16 protein-coding genes are annotated in these 19,627 nt (G+C 71.4%); 13 read left to right on the top strand and 3 right to left on the bottom strand.

Annotated features, from left to right (window positions below; translation table 11 throughout):
- Positions 1 to 1,879: FUSC family protein (locus tag BN12_RS07655; protein ID WP_053079979.1), on the bottom strand; the 1,879-nt coding region annotated here is incomplete at its 3' end.
- 160 nt (positions 1,880 to 2,039) lie between these two features.
- On the opposite strand from BN12_RS07655, the gene BN12_RS07650 reads away from it, so the two are divergent.
- The 10 genes from BN12_RS07650 (at position 2,040) to BN12_RS07605 (ending at position 14,724) form a co-directional block, all read left to right on the top strand.
- Positions 2,040 to 2,555 carry a MarR family winged helix-turn-helix transcriptional regulator gene (locus tag BN12_RS07650; protein WP_048551410.1) on the top strand — a complete coding sequence of 172 codons (516 nt, stop codon included), beginning with the start codon at positions 2,040 to 2,042 and terminating at the stop codon, positions 2,553 to 2,555.
- Positions 2,556 to 2,793: 238 nt separating this feature from the next.
- Positions 2,794 to 4,254 carry an NAD-dependent succinate-semialdehyde dehydrogenase gene (locus BN12_RS07645; RefSeq protein WP_048551408.1) on the top strand — a complete coding sequence of 487 codons (1,461 nt, stop codon included), beginning with the start codon at positions 2,794 to 2,796 and terminating at the stop codon, positions 4,252 to 4,254.
- A gap of 112 nt (positions 4,255 to 4,366) precedes the next feature.
- The gene (locus tag BN12_RS07640; RefSeq protein ID WP_048551407.1) at positions 4,367 to 4,717 is read left to right on the top strand and encodes a barstar family protein; all 351 of its coding nucleotides are present in this window, start codon (positions 4,367 to 4,369) and stop codon (positions 4,715 to 4,717) included.
- Positions 4,718 to 4,812: 95 nt separating this feature from the next.
- A complete protein-coding gene (locus BN12_RS07635) occupies positions 4,813 to 5,259 on the top strand; it encodes a pyridoxamine 5'-phosphate oxidase family protein (protein ID WP_048556105.1) in 447 nt (148 codons plus the stop codon).
- A 25-nt stretch (positions 5,260 to 5,284) separates the two neighbouring features.
- Positions 5,285 to 6,505, top strand: a complete 1,221-nt coding sequence (gene dxr / locus BN12_RS07630; protein WP_048551405.1) for a 1-deoxy-D-xylulose-5-phosphate reductoisomerase — start codon at positions 5,285 to 5,287, stop codon at positions 6,503 to 6,505.
- A gap of 55 nt (positions 6,506 to 6,560) precedes the next feature.
- Entirely contained in the window at positions 6,561 to 7,916 is a 1,356-nt protein-coding gene (locus BN12_RS07625) for a M50 family metallopeptidase (RefSeq protein ID WP_048551403.1), read from the top strand.
- Positions 7,917 to 7,935: 19 nt separating this feature from the next.
- Positions 7,936 to 9,108, top strand: coding sequence for a flavodoxin-dependent (E)-4-hydroxy-3-methylbut-2-enyl-diphosphate synthase (gene ispG, locus BN12_RS07620; protein WP_048551401.1), 1,173 nt, complete (start codon positions 7,936 to 7,938; stop codon positions 9,106 to 9,108).
- Between the two features lie 374 nt (positions 9,109 to 9,482).
- Positions 9,483 to 11,228 (top strand): choline dehydrogenase, encoded by a 1,746-nt coding sequence (betA, locus tag BN12_RS07615; RefSeq protein WP_048551400.1) that lies wholly within the window; start codon positions 9,483 to 9,485, stop codon positions 11,226 to 11,228.
- Positions 11,229 to 11,291: 63 nt separating this feature from the next.
- Positions 11,292 to 12,821 carry an APC family permease gene (locus tag BN12_RS07610; protein ID WP_048551398.1) on the top strand — a complete coding sequence of 510 codons (1,530 nt, stop codon included), beginning with the start codon at positions 11,292 to 11,294 and terminating at the stop codon, positions 12,819 to 12,821.
- A 28-nt stretch (positions 12,822 to 12,849) separates the two neighbouring features.
- Positions 12,850 to 14,724, top strand: coding sequence for a putative nucleotidyltransferase substrate binding domain-containing protein (locus BN12_RS07605; protein WP_053079978.1), 1,875 nt, complete (start codon positions 12,850 to 12,852; stop codon positions 14,722 to 14,724).
- A 5-nt stretch (positions 14,725 to 14,729) separates the two neighbouring features.
- Here the strand turns inward: BN12_RS07605 and BN12_RS07600 are convergent, their stop codons facing one another.
- Positions 14,730 to 15,455 (bottom strand): cache domain-containing protein, encoded by a 726-nt coding sequence (locus BN12_RS07600; RefSeq protein ID WP_048551396.1) that lies wholly within the window; start codon positions 15,453 to 15,455, stop codon positions 14,730 to 14,732.
- On the bottom strand, positions 15,452 to 16,246 hold the full coding sequence (locus BN12_RS07595) for a FadR/GntR family transcriptional regulator (protein ID WP_162233066.1): 795 nt from the start codon (positions 16,244 to 16,246) through the stop codon (positions 15,452 to 15,454). Before BN12_RS07595 ends, BN12_RS07600 begins: the two co-directional genes overlap by 4 nt.
- 157 nt (positions 16,247 to 16,403) lie before the next feature.
- Here BN12_RS07595 and BN12_RS07590 point away from each other — a divergent pair, with 157 nt between their 5' ends.
- From BN12_RS07590 to pfkB, 3 genes are all read left to right on the top strand, one after another.
- On the top strand, positions 16,404 to 17,249 hold the full coding sequence (locus tag BN12_RS07590) for a GNAT family N-acetyltransferase (RefSeq protein ID WP_048551392.1): 846 nt from the start codon (positions 16,404 to 16,406) through the stop codon (positions 17,247 to 17,249).
- A 112-nt stretch (positions 17,250 to 17,361) separates the two neighbouring features.
- Positions 17,362 to 18,123 (top strand): DeoR/GlpR family DNA-binding transcription regulator, encoded by a 762-nt coding sequence (locus BN12_RS07585; RefSeq protein WP_048551390.1) that lies wholly within the window; start codon positions 17,362 to 17,364, stop codon positions 18,121 to 18,123.
- Positions 18,120 to 19,627 (top strand): 1-phosphofructokinase (pfkB, locus tag BN12_RS26060; RefSeq protein ID WP_083454488.1); only part of this gene is annotated, 1,508 nt, incomplete at its 3' end. The genes BN12_RS07585 and pfkB, both read left to right, overlap by 4 nt.

Genomic DNA, 19,627 nt, shown 5'->3' with positions numbered 1-19,627 from the left:
CGGCGGCGTCCGCGAGCGCGCCGACGGCGGCCGCCAGGTGCTCGTCGGTCTGCGCGCCACCGCGGACCGACCGGGTCAGGGCCTGGGCGCGGCGCACCGCATCGGCATACAGGGTGAGGTGGTGCCGCGCCAACCGCGGGTCGTTGGCGGCGAGCAGGGGCCGCGTGAGAGGCGCGCCGACCTGCACCAGTGCTCGCAGACGGTTGTCGAGCTCGCGCAGGGGGCCGTCGAGGTCCGGCCGCGGCTCGGATGTGTCGCCAGGCCGCAGGTGGGCCCGGATCGCCAGAAGGAAGTCGTGCAGGGCGACGAGCAGGTCGTGCCGCACGGACTCGACGGCGTCGCGCGTGCTCACGGGAGTGACCAGGAGGGCGACGACGATGCCGATGAGGCTGCCCAGCGCGGTCTCCTTGAGGCGCAGGAACAGCAGCTCGTCGGAGAACTCGTGGAGCACGCCGTAGAGCTGGGCGACCATGATCGTGACGAAGAAGATCATGTAGGCGTAGGAGATCCGCACGAGGTAGAAGCCCATCGACATGCTGAGCACGATGACCACGAGCGTCCAGACCGTGTGGCCGGTCGTCGCGTGGGCCAGCAGGATGCCGACGAGCAGGCCGACGAGGGTGCCGACGACGCGATGGACGGCCTTAAGCGCGGTCTCCGAGCGCGTGCCGGTGCCGGTGAAGGCGACGAACGCCGCGATGACCGCCCAGTAGTAGCGGTGCGGATCGAGCATCCGTCCGAAGACGATGGCCAGCGCCCCGGCGACGGCGACCTGGACGGCCTGCCGCGTCGTGAAGTCCAGTCGTGACAGGGGGTTCCACGTCCGCCCCCGCGCCTCGACGTCGCGGACGACGGCCGGCGACCCGGGCAGGTTGCCGAAGGCGAGGGCCACCGCCGGCGTGAACTCCTCATGGTCCGCGTCGGTGGTCGAGGGCGGCTGGGCGACGTCCGGCTCGAGCGCGACGAAGTCCAGGATGCCGACGGCCAGATGATCGGCCGACCGTCGCTCGTCGGGGCTGCCGAGGCGGCCCTCCTCGACGATGTCGCGCAGCCGGCGGGCGGCCGCGGCGGCGTCGCGGCCCCGGCGCAGCGCCAGTGGCCAGAGGGCCCGCACCGCGGCACGGCGCAGCTCGCGGTCGGCGCCGACGAGCTCCTGCGAGGCGATGGTCAGCTGGCCGAGGGAGAGCTGCAGGTCGACGAGGCGGCGCCGGACGGCCCCGGGTGTCCAGCCTTCCGGAAGCGCGTCGGTCTCGGCGGACCAGCCGTCGATCATGAGCGCGGCCTCCGCGAGGCGGGCGCGCTGCGCGCCGACCCTGCGACGGCGCCGAGCGACCTCCGCCGCATCGTCGGGGTCGGCCATCACGAGGTATGCCGAGGCGCGGGCGAGCCGTCTGGCCCGGGCATCGAAGCTCGCGCGGGCGCGTTCCACATGGCGACGCGGGTTGGTGCGCGTCACGGTGACCGACAGGAGGAGGACCCACACCGTGCCGAGCACGATCGCGACCATGAGGTGCGGCAGCATGCTCGCGGTGGCATGGAGGAAGGACGCGAAGAAGTAGCCCATCCAGAGCATGAAGCCGTAGAAGAAGAAGCTCATGCCGAAGCGGCGGACATAGACGGCCACGAACATCACGGCGACGAAGACGACGAGCATGACGTCGGCGTGCGTCCCGACGGCGATGCCGAGACCGATGCCCAGGCCGATGGCCACGGGGAAGAACGCGGCGGTCCGCGCATTCGCCCGGGCGCCACCGCCGCTCAACGCATTGGATCCCATCATCGCGACCATGGCGCCGAGCAGCATGGCGACGACCGTGGCCAGCTGGCCGGCATGGGTGAGCCGGCACACGAGGAACTCGATGGCGAGGGCGCCCGACATCGCGAGGGCGGCGAAGAGCGCGGTCCTCAGCCGGGCGAGCCCGGGTCGGAGCCGACGACGGCGTCCCAGGAGTGCGACAGCCAGGAGCGCACGCCCGACCGAGACACCTGCATCATGCCGATATTAACATGTATGATGCCGATGATTGGAGGGCGACCGGATGACGACGCACCCACCGCCCCCGGCCGACGACGATCCCATCGCCGTCATCGAGGTGCAGGCGGCGGTGCTGACGCGCAACTTCGAGCTGTTGCGCCGCCGGTCCGACTTCGCCGCCGAGATGGACCGGGCCGGCTACCTCCTGCTCCTCGCCCTCGACTCGCTCGGCGCCTCCGACATCGGCACGCTCGCCACGGCGCTCGGCCTCGATCCCTCGACGGTCGGCCGGCAGGTCGCGGCGGCGGAGTCCAAGGGCCTGCTCACCCGCCATCCCGATCCCCAGGACCGCCGCCGGTCCGTCGTCAGGCCGTCCGAGCGCGGCGCGGCGCGGATGCAGGAGCTGAGCGCCGCGCGCCGGCGACGGACGGCCCAGCTGCTGGCGAGCTGGAGCGACGAGGACCGGGCGCAGCTCGCCCGTATGTTCACGAGGTACAACGAAGCGGTCGCGCACGAGTACTTCACCGGCATCGACCGGGTCCGGAACCCCGCCACGGCCGACGCGGAGAACCCCACCTGACGGGCAGGCCGCACCGGAGACGGGGATCCCGCAGCCGTGGTGATGCGCGGTGCGACGAGGGCCGCCTCGCGCGGCGAGGAGCGGCCCGATGGCCCGGGACGAGGTCACCCGATCTCCGAGGGCACGGGGAGGGGACCTAGGCTGGGCCCAAGCACACCGCCATCCGCACCCTATCGCCATCCGCGGCCCCGACGGGTCGGAGCGGTTCCCGGCCCCAACGAAGGAGCACAGCACGCCCATGGCCACCTCACAGCAGGAGCTTCTCGACTCGGTTCCCAAGGGTCTGTTCATCGGCGGATCGTGGAGGGAGGCGACCGGCGGCGCCACGCTGGCGGTCGACAACCCGGCCACGGGCGACATCCTCGCCCGGGTCGCCGACGCGAACGTCGCCGACGGGAAGGCGGCCCTCGACGCGGCCGTCGCGGCCCAGGCGGACTGGGCCCGCACGGCGCCGCGTGACCGCGGGGAGATCCTGCGCACGGCATACGAGCGGATCACCGAGCGCGCCGAGGACTTCGCGATGCTCATGACCCTCGAGATGGGCAAGCCCCTTCCGGAGGCCCGGGGCGAGGTGACCTACGGGGCGGAGTTCTTCCGGTGGTTCTCCGAGGAGGCGGTCCGGATCCACGGCCGTTGGTCGACGGCACCCAACGGGGCGACCCGCCTGCTCACCATGAAGGCGCCCGTCGGGCCGACCCTGATGATCACGCCGTGGAACTTCCCGCTCGCCATGGGGACCCGCAAGATCGGCCCCGCCATCGCCGCCGGCTGCACGATGGTCATCAAGCCGGCGAGCCAGACCCCGCTGACGATGCTCGCGCTCGCCGAGCTGCTGCGCGAGTGCGGCGTGCCGGACGGCGTCCTCAACGTCGTGACGACGTCGCACACCGGGCAGGTCATGGAGCCCCTCATCCGCGACCCCCGGCTGCGCAAGCTGACCTTCACCGGCTCGACCGAGGTCGGACAGAAGCTCGTCGAACAGTCGGCCGAGCAGCTGCTGCGCGTGTCGATGGAGCTCGGCGGCAACGCGCCGTTCCTCGTCTTCGAGGACGCGGACCTCGACAAGGCCGTCGACGGCGCCATGCTCGCGAAGATGCGCAACATCGGCGAGGCGTGCACCGCGGCCAACCGGTTCTTCGTCCACGAGTCGCTCGCCGACGAGTTCGCCGAGAAGTTCGCCAAGCGGATGAGTGCGCTGTCGCTCGGCGACGGCACCGAGGAGGGCGTCGACGTGGGTCCCCTCGTGGATGCCCCGTCGCTGGCCAAGGTGACCGAGCTCGTCGAGGACGCCCGCGAGAAGGGCGCCCGGGTCGTCGTCGGCGGGTCCGCGCCGGATGGACCCGGATACTTCTACGAGCCCACCGTCGTCACCGACGTGCCCACCGACGCGCGCGTCATGCGTGAGGAGATCTTCGGCCCGGTCGCGCCGATCGTGACGTTCCGCACCGAGGACGAGGCCGTCCGCCGGGCCAACGACACCGAGTACGGCCTCGTCGCCTACGTCTTCACCCGGGACCTCTCTCGCACGCTGCGGGTCAGCGAGGCCCTCGACTTCGGCATGGTCGGGATCAACCAGGGTGTCGTCTCGAACCCCGCCGCGCCGTTCGGCGGCGTCAAGGCGTCCGGCTTCGGCCGGGAGGGCGGCTTCGAGGGCATCGAGGAGTACCTCGAGACGAAGTACATCGGCATCGCCCCCTGAGCCGTCCCGGGGCCCTCCGGCGCGACGGGACGGGGCGTCCTTGCCACAATGAGGCCATGACGACCGTAGCCCCGGGCCGCAGCGGTCGTCGTCGTGCGCGCCGGGGGTCACCGTGATCGTCGACGTCGACGGGCCCGTCGACATCGTCCGGCTCATCCGGGACGCCCGCGCGGCCGGCCGGGAGGTGCACCTCGTGCCCGCCGGGGCGGACCGCGCCGAGAGCCTCGCGAGCTTCGGGAGGTCGCTCGCCTTCCCCAGCTGGGTCGGCGTCGACCTCGAGGCGCTCGCGGACTCCCTCACGGCATACCTGAGCGAGACGACCCAGGACCAGGAGATCATCTGGGACGGTGCGACGACGCTCGCCGACCGCGACCCGCAGGGCTTCGAGGCGATCCGTTCCCTCCTCGAGGCCGTGTCGCGCGACCACCCGACGCTCCACGTCACCGTCGTCCACCGGCTCTGACCGAGCCCGATGACTCGTCGGCCACAGGTGGCCGTCGTCGTCGCGTCCGCCTGTCATGCTGGAGGGACCGAGATCGACGCGCGGAGGTGAGCGTCATGTATGAGCCCGAGGACGACGAGACGGCCGTCCGAGCCCTGGACGACACGGAATGCTGGGAGCTGCTGCGCGGGGAGGAGTTCGCCCGGCTGGCCTTCCACCTCGCCGGCGAGGTCCACATCGTGCCGCTCAACTACGCGACCGACGGCGGCCGGCTGTTCTTCCGGACCGCCGAGGGGAGCAAGCTGCTCGGGGTGACGATGAACGACGATGTCGCCCTCGAGATCGACCACTTCGACGACGAGGCCGAGAAGGCGTGGAGCGTCGTCGTCCGGGGGAACGCGACGGTCCTCGAGGGATCGGCCGCGGACGTCGTCGAGGAGCTGCCGCTGCGGCCGTGGGTCCCGACGGCCAAGTACGTCGTCGTCGCCATCACGCCGGGCGAGATCACCGGCCGCGCCTTCCGCATCAGCAAGCCGTGGCAGCACATGATCCCGCAGCCCTGACGGCGGCGTGGGGGACAATGGCGGCATGACCGCTCCCCGGACCGTCGCCGTCCTGGGGTCGACCGGGTCCATCGGCACCCAGGCCCTCCAGGTCGTCGAGGCCCACCCCGACCGGTTCCGGGTCGTCGCCCTCGCCGGCGGGCGGAACACCGCGCTCCTCGCCGAGCAGGCCGCGCGGACCGGGGCCCGGCTCGTCGCCGCCGCGAGCGGCGATGCCGCGATGCTGTCGGAGGCGATCCGCTCGTCGGCCGTCGACGCCCGCCTCCCGGACCCCTCACCCGACGTCCTCGTCGGCGAGGACGCGGCGACCCGGGCCGCGGCCTGCGGCGCCGACATCGTCCTCAACGGCATCACCGGCTCGGTCGGCCTGCGTCCCACCCTCGCCGCCCTCGACACGGGCGCCCGGCTCGCGCTGGCCAACAAGGAGTCCCTCATCGTCGGCGGCGCGCTCGTGAAGAAGGCGGCGGCGACCGGGCAGATCGTCCCCGTCGACTCCGAGCACAGCGCGATCCTCCAGTGCCTGCGTGCCGGCCGCCCGGGCGACGTCCGGCGCCTCGTCGTCACGGCGAGCGGCGGGCCGTTCCGCGGCCGCACCCGGGAACAGCTGCGCGACGTCACCCCGGCGCAGGCGCTCGCCCACCCGACGTGGGACATGGGGCGGGTCATCACGACGAACTCCGCGACCCTCGTCAACAAGGGCCTGGAGGTCATCGAGGCGCACCTGCTCTTCGACGTGCCGTATGCCGCGATCACCGTCGTCGTCCACCCCCAGTCGGTCGTCCACTCGATGGTCGAGTTCCGCGACGGCTCGACGGTCGCCAAGGCGAGCCCGCCCTCGATGCTCATCCCCATCGCGCTCGGCCTGTCCTGGCCCGACCGGCTCGAGGCGGTCGACGCGGCGTGCGACTGGACGCAGGCGTCGACGTGGACCTTCGAGCCCCTCGACGACGAGGCGTTCCCCGCCGTCGCCCTGGCCCGCCAGGTCGGCGAGGCGGCCGGCACCTTCCCCGCCGTCTACAACGCGGCGAACGAGGTGTGCGTCGACGCCTTCCACGAGGGGCGGATCGGCTTCCTCGACATCGTCGACACGGTCGCCCGCGTCGTCGCCGACCACGGGGACGATCCGGCCTCCTCGGACGTTGTCACCGAGGTCGAGCAGGTCCTCGACGCGGACCGCTGGGCCCGCGACCGGGCCCGGGCCGTGCTCGGCCTCGCGCCGTCGCACCTCTCAGCGTCGACGAGGTGAGCGCCCACCACCCACCCGGCTCGTCGCATACCGCAGGAAGCACAGAAGGCAGCTCGTGACCGTCCTCCTCTATCTCATCGGCGTCGTCGTCATCGCGGTCGGCGTCGGGGTGTCCATCGCCCTCCATGAGCTGGGTCACCTCGTGCCCGCCAAGGCCTTCGGCGTCAAGGTGACGCAGTACATGATCGGGTTCGGCCCGACCCTGTGGTCGCGCCGCGTGGGGGAGACCGAGTACGGCGTGAAGGCGATCCCGCTCGGCGGCTTCTGCCGGATGATCGGCATGTTCCCGCCGCGCGAAGGCGAGGACCCCTCGACGATCAGGGTGTCGAGCACCGGCCGCTTCTCCCAGCTGGCCGACGAGGCGCGCCGGACGAGCCTGGAGGAGGTCGAGCCCGGCGACGAGGACCGCGTGTTCTACAAGCTGTCGACGCCGAAGAAGGTCACCGTCATGGCCGGTGGCATCTTCATGAACCTGCTCGTCGGCTTCCTCCTGCTCGCCGCCGTCCTCACCCTCCACGGGGTCGCCGTCGCCAAGCCCGGGGCGGAGGTCGCCGCGGTCTACCAGTGCGTCGCGAAGAGCACCGAGACGGTGCCGACGACCTGCGACGGGGCGCAGGAGACGCCCGCCTACCAGGCGGGGCTGCGTCCCGACGACGTCGTCGTCGCCATCGACGGGACACCGGTGCGCGACAGCGCGGACGTCGGCCGGCTCGTCGCCGACCGGGCGGGGAAGGCCACGACGTTCCTCGTCCGCCGGGACGGCGCGAACCTCACGCTCACCGTCACGCCGATCCGCAACACGCTGCCCGTCTACGACGACAAGGGGCGAGCGGTCCTCAAGAACGGCAAGCCGACCTACCACGAGACCGGCTTCATCGGCATCTCCTCCAGCCAGGCGTCGGCCGTCGAGCGGCAGCCGCTGACCGCCGTTCCCGGGTACACGTGGCAGGTCGTGTCGGGGACGGCCGGTGTCGTCGTCCGCATCCCGCAGAAGATGGTCGGCGTCGTCCAGGCGGCGTTCGGCAGCGGCGAGCGCGACCCCAACGGGCCGATCTCCGTCGTCGGCGTCGGCCGGATCGCCGGCGAGGCGAGCGCGGGCACGATCCCGGGCCTGCCGGTGGACTTCGGCGGTCGAGCCGCGCTCCTGGTCCTTCTCGTGGCCCAACTCAACATCGCGCTCTTCGTCTTCAACCTCGTCCCGCTCCTGCCGATGGACGGCGGGCACGTCGTCGGCGCCCTGTGGGAGGGGGTCAAGCGGACCTGGGCACGGGTCTTCCACCGGCCCGACCCCGGATACGTCGACGTCGCCAAGGCGCTGCCCATCGCCTACGTCGTCTCCATGGGGCTCATCGTCATGACCGTCCTGCTCGCCTACGCCGACATCGTCCGGCCGGTCAAGCTCGGCGGCTGAGTAGGAGATAATCGACATCATGCCCGTGTCTCTCGGTATGCCGTCCGCCCCCGCCCCCGTGCTGGCCCCCCGCCGCCGGAGCCGCAAGATCAGGGTCGGCAAGGTGGAGGTCGGTGGCGACGCGCCCATCTCGGTCCAGTCGATGTGCACGACGCCGACGACCGACGTCAACGCGACCCTCCAGCAGATCGCCGAGCTGACGGCCGCCGGCTGCGACATCGTCCGCGTCGCATGCCCCAGCCAGGACGACGCCGACGCCCTCCCGGCGATCGCCCGCAAGAGCCAGATCCCCGTCATCGCCGACATCCACTTCCAGCCGAAGTACGTCTACGCCGCGATCGACGCCGGCTGCGCCGGGGTCCGGGTCAACCCCGGCAACATCCGCCAGTTCGACGACCAGGTCGCCGAGATCGCCCGCCGGGCGAGCGAGGCCGGGGTGTCGATCCGGATCGGCGTCAACGCCGGGTCGCTCGACAAGCGGCTCCTCGCCAAGTACGGCAAGGCGACGGCCGAGGCGCTCGTCGAGAGCGCCGTCTGGGAGGCGAGCCTCTTCGAGGAGCACGACTTCCACGACTTCAAGATCTCCGTGAAGCACAACGACCCCGTCGTCATGGTCCGGGCCTACGAGCTGCTCGCCGAACGGGGCGACTGGCCGCTCCACCTCGGCGTCACCGAGGCGGGCCCGGCCTTCCAGGGGACCATCAAGTCGGCGACGGCCTTCGGCGCGCTCCTGTCCAAGGGCATCGGGGACACGATCCGCGTCTCCCTCTCGGCTCCCCCCGTCGAGGAGGTCAAGGTCGGCAACCAGATCCTCCAGTCCCTCAATCTGAGGCCCCGCAAGCTGGAGATCGTCTCCTGCCCCTCGTGCGGGCGCGCCCAGGTCGACGTCTACACCCTCGCCGACCAGGTGACCGCGGGCCTAGAGGGTCTCGAGGTCCCGCTCCGGGTCGCCGTCATGGGCTGTGTCGTCAACGGTCCGGGCGAGGCCCGCGAGGCCGACCTCGGCGTCGCCTCGGGCAACGGCAAGGGGCAGATCTTCGTCAAGGGCGAGGTCATCAAGACCGTCCCCGAGTCGCAGATCGTCGAGACCCTCATCGAGGAGGCGATGCGGATCGCCGAGGAGATCGGCGAGCCCGTCGACGGCGCGGAGACCGCCGATGTCGCCGCGGGTCCCGTCGTCACCGTCTCCTGAGCGGTTCGGATATCCGCTGGTGAGCGCCTCGTGGGGCCGTCGGAGTGGAGGTGACGGCCCGGGTCAGCACGCGTCGGGTCGTCTCCGCCCGATCCGCTGTTCGAGATAACACGCAGGTTTAGGGGTTTACATTCCCCCCAACCTCTGGCATTGTCGGCGCACATCAGCCAGGGACAATGACGTCGGACTGTAGTTGTTGTCGAGCACCTGTTCGAGTTCTCGACAGGGTCATCCTCTTGTGGGTAGGCGCGTGACGCCACGTGTGGGTCAGTCGCGCCCTGACGACCCTGCCGCGACATCTGGGCCTCGTCTGTCGCTGTTGATCGGGGTAGCCGGCCGTTGCTGCCTCGTGGGCGTCCAGGAGGGAGCAGACAATGAGCACGTCGTTCGACGTCGTCATCGTGGGCGGCGGGTCAGCCGGCTCGGTGCTGGCCAACAGGCTGTCAGCCGACCCGTCGACGTCCGTCCTCGTCCTCGAGGCGGGGCGGTCCGACATCATCCTCGACCCGTTCATCCACATGCCGGCGGCGCTGCCGTACCCGATCGGCAACCGGCTCTACGACTGGAAGTACACGACCGATCCCGAGCCGCACATGGACGGCCGTCGGATCTACCACGCGCGGGGCAAGGTGCTCGGCGGCTCGAGCTCGATCAACGGGATGATCTTCCAGCGCGGTAACCCCATGGACTACGAGCGGTGGGCGGCGGAGCCCGGCATGGACTCCTGGGACTTCGCCCACTGCCTGCCGTACTTCAAGCGGATGGAGACCTGTCTCGCGGGGCCCGACGCGTGGCGGGGCGGGTCGGGCCCACTGGTCCTCGAGCGCGGACCGGCGACGAGCCCGCTCTTCGGAGCGTTCTTCGAGGCGGTGCAGCAGGCCGGCTTCCCGCTCACGGACGACGTCAACGGCTACCGTCAGGAGGGGTTCGCCAAGTTCGACCGCAACGTCCATCGCGGGCGGCGGCTCTCGGCGGCCCGGGCATATCTCCACCCGGTGATGGGCCGGAAGAACCTCAAGGTCCAGACGCTCGCTCAGGTCACCGGGCTGCGGATGGAGGGCACCCGGTGCGTCGGGGTGGACTACCGGCACGCCGGACGGAGTCGCTCGGTGACCGCGGGGGAGGTCATCCTGTGCGGCGGGGCCTTCAACAGCCCGCAGCTGCTCCAGCTCGCCGGGATCGGCGATCCCGAGCACCTGTCGAAAGCCGGCGTCACCCCCCGCCTCGAGCTGCCCGGCGTCGGCGCGAACCTCCAGGACCACCTCGAGGTCTACATCCAGCACGCCAGTCGGCAGCCGGTGTCCATCGCCCCCTGGCTGGCGCATCACCACAAACCGCGGATCGGCGCCGAGTGGCTCTTCCTGCGGAGGGGGGTGGGTGCGTCCAACCACTTCGAGGCCGGCGGGTTCATCCGCAGCAACGACGAGGTCGCCTGGCCCAACCTGATGTTCCACTTCCTCCCGATCGCCATCAGGTACGACGGCAGCAAGCCCGCGGAGTCGGACTACGGCGTCCACGGCTACCAGGTGCACATCGGACCGATGTATGCCGACACCCGCGGCCACGTGCGCATCCGGTCCACCGACCCGTTCGAGCACCCGTCGATCCAGTTCAACTACCTGTCCACCGAGACCGATCGCAAGGAGTGGGTGGAGATGGTCCGCGCCGCCCGCACCATCCTCGGCCAGCCGGCGTTCGAGGCGTTCAGCGGCGGTGAGATCTCGCCCGGGTCCGCTGTCGAGACCGACGAGGAGATCCTGGACTGGGTGCGCCGCGACGCCGAGACGGCCCTGCACCCCTCGTGCTCGGCGAAGATGGGCATCGACGACGATGCCGTCACCGACCCCTCGACGATGCGGGTCCGGGGCGCCGACGGTCTGCGCGTGGTCGACGCCTCCGTGTTCCCGTTCGTCACGAACGGCAACATCTACGCCCCGGTGATGATGGTCGGCGAGAAGGCCGCCGACCTCGTCATGGGCAACACCCCTCTACCGCCCCTCTCGGACGTGCCGTGGTATCGCCACGGAACGGGCCAGCCGCTCTATCCCCCTGGCGACCCCCGGAACGCCGCATGGGACGCCGTCACCGAGCCGCCGAGCGCGGCCCTCGCGAACAGCTGACCCGACGGCGCGCTGCGTCCGCAGCTCGCACTGACCACATCCGAGAGAAGGAGGAGCTCGCTCATGGCTTCAGCGGCACAGGAGGAGAGGCCGGCCGAGGGGCCGGGTGACGACCAGGATCTGGCCGATTTCGGCTACAAGGCGTCGTTGGACCGCAGCATCGGGAAGTTCGCCAGCTTCGCCGCCGGCGTCAGCTACATCTCGATCCTGACCGGTACGTTCCAGCTGTTCTACGTCGGCTACGGCAACGCCGGCCCCGCATACCTGTGGAGCTGGCCCATGGTCTTCGTCGGTCAGATGATGGTCGCGCTGTGCTTCATGGAGCTGTCCGCCAAGTATCCCGTCGCCGGGTCGGTCTACAACTGGGCCAAGACCCTCGGGTCGAAGGTCGTCGGCTGGTCGGCGGGATGGCTCATGCTGACCGCATCGATCGTGACCCTGTCCGCGGTCGTGCTGGCCCTGCAGATCAACCTGCCCCGGCTGTGGCCCGGGTTCCAGATCATCGGTGACGGCACGGGGATCAGCTTCGCGACCAACGCCGTGCTCCTCGGGGCCATCATGATCCTCTTCACGACGGTCATCAACGCGAAGGGCGTCCGGCTCATGGCGCTCATCAACAGCACGGGCGTGTTCATCGAACTGATCGCCGCGATCCTCATCGCGCTGCTGCTCGCCGTGAACATCAAGCGGGGTCCCGAGGTCTTCTTCAGCACCCACGGCTACGGAGCGGGTGAGAGCACCGGCTACCTCAGCCTGTTCCTCGTCGCCTCCCTCGCCTCCGGGTACGTGATGTACGGCTTCGACACCGCCAGCTCGCTCGGGGAGGAGACGATGGATCCTCGCCGGACGGCGCCGAAGGCCATCCTCCGGGCCATCCTCGCCTCCTTCGTCATTGGGGGCGCCATCCTCGTGTTCGCCATCATGGCCGCACCGGACCTGAAGGACCCGCTGCTGGGAAGCCCCAAGGGCAGCCTGCAGCGCATCGTCGAGCAGGTGATGTGGGGACCGCTCGGCACCATCTTCCTCATCTGCATCGTCGTGGCCGTCATCGTGTGCTCGCTCGCCGTGCATACCGCCGCGATCCGGCTCACCTTCGCCATGGCGCGCGACAACGCGCTTCCCTTCAGCGAGCAGCTGGCCCGGGTCAACCCGAAGACCAAGGCACCGGTCGTGCCGGCGGTGGTGATCGGCCTCATCGCGACCTTCATCCTCGTCATCAACATCGGGCAGCCGCACATCTTCACCGTGCTGACGTCCATCGCCATCATCATGATCTACCTGGCCTACCTGCTCGTGACCGTGCCGATGCTCAAGCAGCGCCTGCAAGGGCAGTGGCCGCCGAAGGACCTGAAGGATTCCGGCTACTTCACCCTGGGTCGTTGGGGCCTGCTCGTCAACGTCCTCGCCGTGCTCTGGGGGGTCGGGATGTCTCTCAACCTCGCCTGGCCGAGGACGGCCATCTACGGCGAGCCGTGGTACAACACGTGGGGTGCGTTCATCTACATCGGCGTGATCCTCGGCTCCGGACTCCTGTGGTATGCGCTCAAGGGCCGCAGGCATCTCGGCACGCTGGCCTCGCACCAAGCCGACTGAGGACCGGGCCGCGGAGGCGGGTCGCGTGATGTCCGAGGATGTGGTCCTCGACAGCGGTGGGGTGGCCGGATTCCTGTCGGCCACCCCTCCGCTGGATGCGCTCTCCGCCCAGGAGCGCGCACAGCTGGCCGGCGAAGCGGTGATCACCCGGCTGGCCGACGGGGAGGCCGCCGTCGACGACGCCGCCCGGGCGACCGGCGACGTCTGGGTCGTGATGGCCGGTCAGCTGCTCGTCTGGGCCCCCGAGGACGCCCCGTCGGACGAGCCGACCGACGTCGTCAACACCGGTGGCCTCCTCGGGGTCGCCGCCCTGCTCCTCGGCGAGCCGATCCAGGTGACGGCGCGCGCCAACGGGGTATGCACGGTGTTGCGTGTCCCCGGACGGCTCGTCATGCCGGTGTTCAGCCGACCCGAAGGCGTCCGGTACCTCGCGGGCCAGGTGTCGACCGTCCCCGGGGCCGTGCCTGCCCCGTTCGAGGGGATCCTGGGTCGCCGGGCGGTCGGTGACCTCATGCACGTCGGACCGGTCGTGGTGTCCGGGGACATCTCGGTCCGCGAGGCCGCGCGCCGGATGACCGAGTCCCGCAGCTCCTACGTCGTGGTCCCCCTCGCGGGCGGCGAGTACGGCATCTTCACCGACGGGGACCTGCGCTCCCGGGTCGTGGCGGCCGACGTGAGCGTCGACGCACCGGTCCGCACGGTGATGAGCGCGCCGGTGCGGGTGGTCTCCGAGGACCGGGTCGTCACGACGGTGCTCGTCGAGATGCTCGAGCACGGGGTTCGGCATATGCCGGTCGTGGACGGTCGAGGGCGGCTGCTCGGGGTCATCGACGACATCGAGATGATGGCGGCCTCGACCCGACGGACCTTCGAGCTGCGGCGGACCATCGCGCGGTCGCCCTCCGCGGCCGCCCTCGTCGAGGCATCGGCCGGCGTGCGGCCGCTCGTCGTGGACCTCGTCCACGCCGGCACGGACGCCGTCACGACGAGCGGGATCCTCTCGGTCGTCATCGACTGCCTGGCGCGTCGTGCGCTCGAGCTGGCCCTGGCGGAGTCGCCGGGGGTGCACCGCCCGAGGTTCGCGTGGATCTCCCTGGGCAGTGTCGCCCGCCGCGAGGCCCTGCCGTCCTCCGACATCGACTCCGCGATGTCCTGGGCCGACGACGACTCGGTGGCGGCGGACCACCTCCGGCTCGCGAAGCGGGTCCACGAGATACTCGATGCGTGCGCGTTGCCGGCCGACACGAACGGCGCGCTGGCGAGCTCGAGGCGGTTCGCCCGCTCCGGTTCGCAGTGGCTGAGCGCCTCCCAGCGGTGGATGCGCGAGCCGCTGGTCGACGAAGGGCTGATCATGTCCTCGCTCCTCGTGGACGGCCGCGTCGTGTGGGGCGACCCGGCCCTGCATACGGTGCCCCTCGGCATTCGCCGAATGCGTCTCGACCACCCGGAGGCCCTGCGGCTGCAGCTCCTCGACGCGCTGTCGACCAAGGTGTGGCAGCGCTCCCTCCGGACCCTGCTGTCACCGCGGCGGGAGACGGTCGACCTGAAGGGCCAGCTGCTCACCCCGATCGTCAACCTGGCCCGGTGGGGTGGGCTGAGCGTCGGGGTCGGAGCGGCGTCGACCCCTGCGCGCCTGGCTGCGGCCATGGACAACGACCTGATGACCGCGCCCGACAGCAGGACCCTGGAGGAGGTGTTCCTCCAGCTCCAGCGAGTCCGGATGCAGGTGCAGGTCGACCAGATCGACGCCGGTCGGACGCCGACCGACGTCATCGCCCTGTCCGATTTCAGCTCGATCGACAGGCGGCTGCTGACCGACTGCGTGCGGGAGGTCGCGGCCGTCCAGAAGCGGATCTCGACCCGGCTGCACAACGGGGTCTTCGCCACCGGCGCCGCGACCTAGCCGGGTTACCGCCCGGCACGGTCGGCGGGTCGCACCTCCCAGTCGGCATCGATGTCGTCCTCGGGCCGGAAGACCCGGAGACCGGGGTCGGCCGACCGCGGCGCGAGGGCGCCGATGCTGTACCGGGCGGTGTTCGACGCGAGGACCCGCCGGTTCGAGCCGACCAGCATGAGCGGGGGCAGGACGTCGCCGATCGCCCGGACGAAGACCGCCTCGAGGGCCGCCAGCGAGATGTCGCAACCGATCACGTGAACCGTCGCGCCGTGGACCGGTGCGGCCAGCGTCACGGTGCTGGTGTCCAGACCGCCGGCGTCGACGTAGGGCCCGATGAGGACGGGGCGGTCCTTGGTCTGGGCGGTCCGGAACCACGGACGGGAGGCGTAGTCGTAGTAGTTGATCGATCCGGGGTTGAAGTCGTAGGCGACGTTGGTCACGTGTCCGCCCTCGTCGCGTCGCCACCAGCCGATGCCGTGGGACCCGTCGTCGAACGTCTCGGGGGCGAGGGCGAATCCGGCGCCGTCGACGAGGGAGCTCTGGGTCTCCAGGAACTGCAGGAACATTCCGGCGAGCCAGAAGCCGCGGCGGGTGGCCGACTCGATGGCGGTCGTCCCGGACTCCTCGATCTCCTGCCGCAGTCGCACCAGGTCGTGGAGGGGAGCGAGACATGCCTCCCGGGCGGCTGCCGCGGCGGCCTGCGCCGGGATGGACGAGCCGTTGCTCTCTGCCCTCATGAGTGCCCCTCGGTCTCGATGAGCAGCCGCAGTCGGTGCTCGATCAGCGTGTCGATCTCGAGCTGGCAGTTGCTCCTGGCCGTCGCGGCGGCCGCCGTCGCGTCGTGCTCGCGAACGGCCTCGGCGACGGCCTGGATCCCGGCGACGGTGTCCTCGACCTGCTCCGGGCTCGTCAGCCGGGGCGCGCGGAGAGTGGCGATCTCGACCTGGACCTGCAGGAGGGTGGCCGTCAGTCTGCTGGACTGGGCGGCGACGCCCACGGCGATCTGGAAGCGGCTCGCCGTGCGCCAGTGCTCGGAGAGCGACGGTGCGGTGCGCAGGGATGCGGCGAGCTCCGACAGGTGCTCGATCTCCGGCTCGTCGGCACGGTCCGCGGCGAGCTGCGCCGCGCTCGACGCGACGGCGCAGTAGAGGTCGCCCACGTCCCGGAGGTGCTCGGTGCCCGTCTGGAGCAGGCGACGCTCGAACTGCGCCTCGTCGGAGGAGTGACTCTCTCGGACCAGGCTGCCCCCGCGTCGCCCGCGCACCGTCTCGATGAGGCCCTGGCCGCGCAAGGTGGCCAGGGCGACCCGAAGGGTCATCTGCGACGTGCCGAGCGCTGCCGCGAGCTGGGCCTCCGGAGGGAGCCAGGTGCCCTCCTCGAGGAGTCCGAGGGCGATGCCCGCCTCGAGCTGCGCGGCGACCTGCTCCGCCCGGGATGCCCCGCCCGTCCCACCGGCCCCGCTGTTGGAGAGCATGCCCAGCCACTCCAGTGACGCCGGCCCCGAGCTGTCGACCGAGCGTGAGGGCATGCCGGAGCCTACCAAGCCGCCCCCGGCCGGCTCGGGACGCCACCACAGCCGTCGAGCCCGCGGGGGGAGGACCGTGACGAGCCACGGAGCCCCACGGCGGGGTGCGACTCGCGGGTCGGGGCATGACATCGGACGGCTTTGACGGCAGGCTGTAGGCGTGCTCCGCACCCGATCCGCGGTCCGGCCGGTCAGCCGCGACGAGCGCGACGAGGCGCTGGCCCTGTGCGCCCGCGATGTCGCGGCGAACGTCTTCGTCGCCGCGCGCGTCATCGAGGGCGCCATCGACTCCCGCTACGGGACGTTGCTCGGCCACCGCCGGGACGGGGTCCTGGACTCCCTGTGCTGGGCGAGCGCGAACGTCGTCCCCGTCGCGACCGACACCGAGAGCACGGCCGCGTTCGCCGAGCGGATCCGCAAGTGGCGTGGCCGATGCGCCTCGATCCTCGGGCCCAAGGATCTCGTCACCTCGCTGTGGGCCGCCCTCGAACCCGTCTGGAGCCCCGCCCGGGCGATCCGCACCGACCAGCCGCTCATGGGGACGACGACGCCGCCCTCCGCCCTCGGCATACCCGTCGACACCCGCGTTCGCCTCGCCCGGCCCGACGAGGTCGACCTCGTCCTCCCCGCGGCGGCCCACATGTTCACCCGGGAGATCGGGTACCCGCCGTTCACCGGAAGCTCGCGGGGGTACCGGGCGGCGCTCCAGGCCCTCATCGAGCGGGGCCACACGTACGTCGTCGTCGAGGGCGGGCGGGTCGTCTTCAAGGCGGACATCGGCTCCGTCGCGCTCGGCTGCGCGCAGGTCCAGGGCGTCTGGCTCGCGCCGGACCTGCGGGGGAGAGGGCTGGCCGTCCCCGCGATGGCCGCCGTCGTCGAGCTCGTCATGAACGACCTCGCACCGTGGGTGACCCTCTACGTCAACGACTTCAACGCCGCCGCCCGCGCCACCTACCACCGCATCGGCATGCGAGACATCGGGGTGTTCAGCACGGTCCTCCTCTGACCCGTATGAAGAAACCACATAATCGGGCGCCCATATCTGTTGTCTTATGCCCGTCCGTGTGGTTTCATGGTCGTCATCGGGCAGAGGAGCCCGCAGGACGCAAGGGAGCGACGTGTACGCGGAAGAGCGGCAGCAGCGCATTCTCGACGAGGCGCGACGCGACGGCCGGGTCGAGGTGGGATCCCTCGCGGACGCCCTCGGCGTCGCCGCCGAGACGATCCGGCGAGACCTGTCGGTCCTCGAGCGCCGCGGCACCCTGCGCCGCGTCCACGGGGGCGCCATCCCCGTCGAGCGCCTGGAGATCGAGCCGACGTATGCCACGCGGGTCGGCCGGCTCGGTGACGTCAAGCGCCGCATCGCGGCCCGCGCCCTGGAGGAGCTGCCCCACGAGGGGACCGTGCTCCTGGACTCCGGATCGACGACCCAGGCCATCGCCGAGCTCCTCCCGCCGGACCTCGACCTCACCGTCGTGACGAACTCGGTGTCCGCGGCCGCGACGCTCGCCACCCACCCCGGCGTCAGCCTCTACGTCCTCGGCGGGCGGGTCCGCGGCCGGACCGGCGCCACCGTCGGGGTGTGGCTCACCGACGCCCTCGCCTCGATCGGCGTCGACGTCGCCTTCATCGGCACGAACGGGCTCTCGCCGAAGCGGGGTCTCACGACGCCCGACCAGGCCGAGGCGAGCGCCAAGGTGGCGATGGTCCGCTGTGCGCGCCGGGTCGTCTGCGTGACCGACGCGACGAAGTTCGGCGACGACCACCTCCACCGCTTCGCGGCCCTCGACGACATCGACCTCGTCATCACCGACGACAGCCTCGACCCCGAGGCGGCGACCGCCCTGAGCGCCGCCGGCACCGAGGTGGTCCGGGCATGATCGTCACCCTGACCCCCAACCCGAGCATCGACCGCACGGTCGCCGTCGACGGGCTGCGCCACGGCGAGGTCAACCGAGCCACGTCGAGCCGGATCGACCCGGGCGGCAAGGGGATCAACGTCTCCCGCGCGCTCGCCGCCCAGGGCATCGCGACGATGGCCGTCCTGCCGGTCGGCGGACCCGAGGGCGGCGTCATCGCCTCCCTCCTCGACGCGGCGGGCGTCCCGAACCGCACCGTCACCGTCACCGGCACCGTCCGGTCCAACGTCGCCGTCGTCGAGCCGGACGGCGCGACGACGAAGGTCAACGAGCCCGGCCCCGTCCTGTCCCCGGAGGAGGTCGACGCGGTCCTCGCCCGCGCCCTCCACGCGGCCTCGGGGGCGGACTGGCTCGTCGGGTCGGGCAGCCTCCCACCCGGAGCCCCCGACACCCTGTATGCGACGCTCGTCGCGCGTGCGCGGGCCATCGGCTGCCGCGTCGCCATCGACGGCTCCGGCGCCGCGATGCGGCATGCCGTCGCCGCCGGCCCGAGCCTCGTCAAGCCCAACCACGAGGAGCTCACCGAGCTCGTCGGCCACCCCCTGCCCACCCTCGGCGACGTGCTCGACGCCGCCGCCGGCCTCGTGTCGGCCGGTGTCGAGCGCGTCGTCGTGAGCCTCGGGCGCGACGGGGCGGTCCTCGTCGACGCCGACACCGTCGCGCATGTCCGCACGACGGTGCCCCAGGTGCTCTCGACCGTCGGCGCCGGGGACTGCACCCTCGCCGGCCTCCTCGCGAGCCTCACAGCCGGTGACCCTCCGGAGCGGGCCCTCGCCACCGGAGCCCTCTGGGGGTCGGCGGCGGTCCGGCTCCCGGGCAGTCGCGTCCCCACCCCCGCCGAGACCTCGACGGCATACCCGTCGAGACGACCCTCGACCCCGACCGCTCCCTCACCCTCACCCCCTGAGAAGAACCCTCCCCCCTGTAGAACCTCGAGAGAAGGACTCGTCATGGCCCTCATCACGACCGAACAGGTCATCCTCGACCTGTCCGACCCGGATCGCCACGCGGCGACCCGACGGCTCGCCGAGACGCTCGCCACGACCGGACGGTGCACCGACGTCGACGCCTTCATCGCCGACGTCCGCGCCCGCGAGGAGAAGATGGCGACCGGACTGCCCGGCGGCATCGGCATACCGCACGCCCGCAGCGCGGCGATCACCGAGCCGTCGCTCGTCTTCGGCCGGTCCCGCGAGGGCATCGACTGGGGCGCGCCCGACGGTCCCGCGAAGCTCATCTTCCTCATCGCCGCGCCGGAGGCCGGCGGCGACGCCCACATGCAGATGCTGCCCAAGCTCGCCAAGGCCCTCATGAACAAGGACTTCCGGGCCCGTCTGGACCAGGCGACGAGCGAGGAGGAGGTCGTCGCCATCGTCGACGAGCACGTGTCGCTCGACGAGCCGGCGCGCGCCGCGACCCCGGCGGGCTCGGCCGCGGACTCCGCTGCCGCCGCGACCGCGTCCCC

This window comes from Nostocoides japonicum T1-X7, from assembly GCF_001046855.1.
GTDB lineage: Bacteria > Actinomycetota > Actinomycetes > Actinomycetales > Dermatophilaceae > Nostocoides > Nostocoides japonicum.
This window is presented reverse-complemented; position numbering and strand designations above follow the sequence as displayed.